General features: G+C 40.7%; 2 protein-coding genes. Both read left to right on the top strand.

Features of this window, described 5'->3' with window-relative positions:
• The first annotated feature begins 127 nt into the window (after positions 1-127).
• Positions 128-1,309, top strand: coding sequence for a helix-turn-helix domain-containing protein (locus B147_RS0107900; protein WP_020586673.1), 1,182 nt, complete (start codon positions 128-130; stop codon positions 1,307-1,309).
• Positions 1,293-2,279 carry a 3'-5' exonuclease gene (locus tag B147_RS0107895; protein ID WP_020586672.1) on the top strand — a complete coding sequence of 329 codons (987 nt, stop codon included), beginning with the start codon at positions 1,293-1,295 and terminating at the stop codon, positions 2,277-2,279. The genes B147_RS0107900 and B147_RS0107895 overlap by 17 nt, the downstream gene beginning before the upstream one ends.
• Positions 2,280-2,370 lie beyond the last annotated feature (91 nt).

The following is a 2,370-nucleotide window of genomic DNA, read 5'->3' as shown; positions in this document are numbered from 1 at the left end:
AGTGTCTATTATAATTTTGCGACAAAATAATTTTAGATGTCGCTCCGCCCCCCTGATATCATTGATAATAAATTTTGATGCGTCAGCGCTGTGAAGTGTTTTGTTTTTTTGGTTCGGAAGGAGAACGTTGAATACTTTCACAATTTCGCATGGTTATGCGAATGATCTTGATTTGTGGTTTGGGAAAATCGAAAGAAAAGACGGTGGGAAAATGACGGCAGGGATCGAGAAAACTTTTAAGGCAATGGTAAGATGTGCGGTTGGTAAAAACCATACATTCGTGAATATGGGAACATTAGCCAACCGGACAAATGTCTGCCACCGAACTATTGAAAGACACATCAAAATCCTTAGAGATGCCGGGCTGATCAACGCTGTAAGAGAAGAAATTAACGGCTGGAAGCGGACCGTCTATTATTTTCTTGCCCATCCTGTAATTGTTAAATTCAGGGAATTAAGAGTTGGTAAAACAAAACCTCAGCAAAAAAAGAATGAAACTGCCAAGCCTGATAAGCCGGAAGCGACCCCAGACATTGAGCCTGAAACAAAGCAAGAATTGTCAGACGATCGCGACCAGGATGCTACCCAGGACAGTTATGCCCCGGATCAACAAAATGTCGGCAATTTGTCGGATTATACCTTTGATAGACTAAATATAGAGACTCCCTCTTTATCCCCCTCAGAATCAGCTATAACTCATGGCCACCAGGAGCCACCAACCTGGGTAAAGGTCAGAGATCGTATCATCGAAAATGATCAACTGAATTTAGCCGCTAAATATCTTCCCTGCATATACGCTAAGATCGAGAACGAGAGTGTGATTCTGTCAGTACCAAACGAAATCTCATTACAACGAATTGAAAAACATTACGGTCAAACACTCAAAAATAATTTTTCTTTTTTTGGCGTTAAAACCATTGTCTTCAAGGTCTATTCGGAAAAACTCCAAAAGAAAAAAAATGAAGAACAAACGCTGCAAGATCAAATTCAACGGCAGAAGCAAAAAGTACTGCAGGAAAGGATTCTGGCTGAAAAACAGCAGCAGGAAGCTGAATTGAATAGTTTGCCCCTTAAAAAGCAATTTGAGGTTCTTTTAAATCAATACCCCCGGAAAGTTGGAAAATGGCAAGCCTGGAAGAATTTTAAAAAATTTGTTCAGGCCGGAGAAATACCCAAAACATCAAAACTTTTACAAATCATTGGAAAAAACAAGATGTCCCAGGATTGGCAGCGAGATGATGGCCGCTGGATACCTGGGCTATCAAAGTTTTTGAAGGAAAGACGATGGTTAGATGAAATTAATACTTAGCACAGAAAATACCGGTACCGAAAGCCAGGACCAGGTTATAGAACTGGCAATTATCGACGCAGATACAGCCCAAACACTTTTTAATCAACGGTTTAAACCATCTGTTTTTATAAAAGAACAGGCTGTAGCCGTGCATGGTATTACCCTTGGTGCCCTGGGACACATTAAGACCTGGGCGGATTACCATGATCATATCATTGAGATCATTAAACGTGCAGAGTCGATATTGACCTATAACGCTGATTTTGACTTTAGGTTGATGCGGCAAACAGCAGAGGCGTTTGATCGTGTCTGGCCGCAACTTATCCCACCATGCAGGGATTTAAGAGTCGCATATGCGGATATAGCTCAGATTGAATTCAACGAATATTACGGTACCTGGAAATGGCAAAAATTGGAAGTGGCCTGTCAGCAGCAGGGTATTGATGCGTCTGACCTCAAAACTCACAATGCGCTTGATGACTGCAGGGCAACACAACGCCTATATAAAAAATTGCAAGGTGCTTTTGACGCATATTGGAAACCTTTTGTTAAACCTAAGTCCACTAAGTACGAAGAATTTAAAGAAAATATAGAAGAGATATCACAGCTGTTCTCTCAAGGCCTATCCATAAGTCATATTCATCAAAAACTTATTCAGGACGGTAAAATAACCCTGTCGTACACGCATTTTACCAAGTTTTTTAAAGACTATACAGAAACTTATGTGTCTTTAGCCGAGTTGCCAGCGCCCAGGCTTACGCCGAAAACCGGGCCTAAATCAACCCAAGACAGAGAAATTGAGTTCCACGCCAACAAGCATGAAATTCTTGTGCTTTTAAACAAGGGATACTCCAAGGCCCGAATTCATAGAATGCTTAAAAAGCAAGGTAAATGGAGTACAAGCTATGCCAATTTCACAGAAGTTTGCCGCCAGTATAACGTCAGAAAACACCATAAACTCGATATAAATAAGGCTTTAAAATGGTAAGCGGTGTATGAACCACACCTTTTTAAGCCTGGCTGGGTGTTATATCGTTGAATTCCAACAAATTTTTATCTAAGTTTTGTGGCATCAAGGC

Source organism: Desulfobacter curvatus DSM 3379 (genome assembly GCF_000373985.1).
In the GTDB taxonomy this organism is placed as follows: Bacteria; Desulfobacterota; Desulfobacteria; order Desulfobacterales; family Desulfobacteraceae; genus Desulfobacter; species Desulfobacter curvatus.
The sequence above is the reverse complement of the archived record's forward strand: the minus strand, read 5'-3'. Positions and strand labels throughout refer to the sequence as shown.